This is a genomic window from Sunxiuqinia dokdonensis (genome assembly GCF_001270965.1).
Classification (GTDB): Bacteria; Bacteroidota; Bacteroidia; order Bacteroidales; family Prolixibacteraceae; genus Sunxiuqinia; species Sunxiuqinia dokdonensis.
Genome location: NZ_LGIA01000020.1, coordinates 1 through 1,779, shown reverse-complemented (window position 1 = coordinate 1,779; position 1,779 = coordinate 1). Strand labels below are relative to the sequence as shown.

1 protein-coding gene is annotated in these 1,779 nt (G+C 27.0%); it reads right to left on the bottom strand.

Annotation, left to right across the window (positions count from 1 at the left end; all coding sequences use genetic code 11):
* A partial coding sequence (locus tag NC99_RS01910; RefSeq protein WP_082326259.1) for an HsdM family class I SAM-dependent methyltransferase occupies positions 1-1,614 on the bottom strand: 1,614 nt, incomplete at its 3' end.
* Positions 1,615-1,779: the final 165 nt, after the last annotated feature.

Sequence of the window (1,779 nt, the reverse complement as noted above, 5' to 3'; positions counted from 1 at the left end):
GTGTTTAATATCTTCGAATAATGAGGCTGTCTCGTTATTGTTCTTTGAAAAATAAATGCCATAGCCATTAGTATAATAAGCATCTTCTTCTGGAACGAATAAAAATCTTGGATGTTTGCTAAAAGTGGGATTAAGTATTTTTTTACCAAATCTTGTTATTCCTTGTGTTCTCCCCCAAGAATAAAATGGTTTATAGATTTTTTTTCCTTTATCTCTACTATCTAATTTTTCTTTTTCAGACAACAAATACTCATAACAATGTGGAAATTGTTTTTTAAATTCTGTTTCGGGAATTGGAGTAGCACTTTTTGAATTCGAATAGTAGGGCGTAATAATCCTAAGTGTATTTTGATATATATCTTCTTGATTTTTAAAGTTTGATATTTTGTAAACAGGTTTGGTTATTTCTTTTTCAATATAGAAAACACCATTTTCGGTTGTTTTTTTTATTAATCCGTCTTTTTCAATTATTGAGTTTACAAAAAATACTTCATCTTTCAAGGTTGCAATTCCAGCGGCTATATTAAATAAATCTTTAATTGGAGTTCCAATCGTCTCGATAATCCTGATATTTTCTTGTTCCTGTTTTTTAAGTAATCGCCATTTTTTTACATTTAATTTGTCTAAATAATTTGGAGAACCATTGGCTTTAAGTAAAAAGTCAGGGCACTCTTGATATTCAAGAATTTTATCATAAAGTATTTTTTCGTTCTTTTGTTTGTTTAAAAATGATATTGCAGTATATGTTTGTGCGTCAAATACTTTTTTATGACTAAAATCAACGATTCTTGTCAAGCATTTGTGTCTGTGAAAATACTGTCTTAAAGATATACCTGATAATGAGGTAAAATAATTATTAGGAGTAATATAACCCAATCTGCCAGAGTCATTAAGTAACTTGTGACCTAATTCAAAAAATGCAAAATACAAATTAAAAGTTCCATTTTCTATTGATTGCCAACGTCTTATTAATTCTACTCTATTATTATCATTTAAATCCTGATATTTTACATATGGTGGATTTCCAACAATAACGTCATATTTGTAATTCCAATTATCTCTTAAACTATCTTTATGCTCAATATTTAAATCCGACTCTTCAATAACTTCATCATGTTGAAGGGCAAAAATAGATAATAAAGTTTTAGTTCTATCTACATTGTAATCAAGAATATCTGCGCCAAAAATATTTTGCTGAATGATTTGTTTTACACTTTTTTGGTAATTCTTTTTATAATACTCAACAAGACCTATCAGAAATGCACCGCATCCACAACTTGGGTCTAAACATTTATCATTTTCATTTGGATTTGTTTCACTTATAATAAAATCTATAACATAGTTGGGTGTGAAGAATGCTCCGTTTAGTTTTCTATCATTTTGTGGTATTAACAATTCAAGATTTTTTTCTAAATCTTTCAAGCTATCAATTTCCAAAGTAGAACATAAAAGGAATAATTCTGATGATGGTCGAAAGTTGCCTATTTTGCTCTTTAATATTAGACTTTTATTGAAATCTAATCCTTTATTTTTTAGGTAAATATATATTAAATGCTTTTCGATATCTGTGATGTCGAATTTTTGAATTAGGTCATTTATTTTAGTTTTATTCATCTCTTTATTTATGTTGACTATAAGTAACAAAATTAATTGTTTTTTTATAAAAGAACAAATTTTTATTGTCTTAGTTTTAAATATTAATCAACAACTAATTTATTGGTAATTTTTTAGATGAACGTATCTTTTTTACGCTTGTTGGCAACGTTCTAGTATTTTATC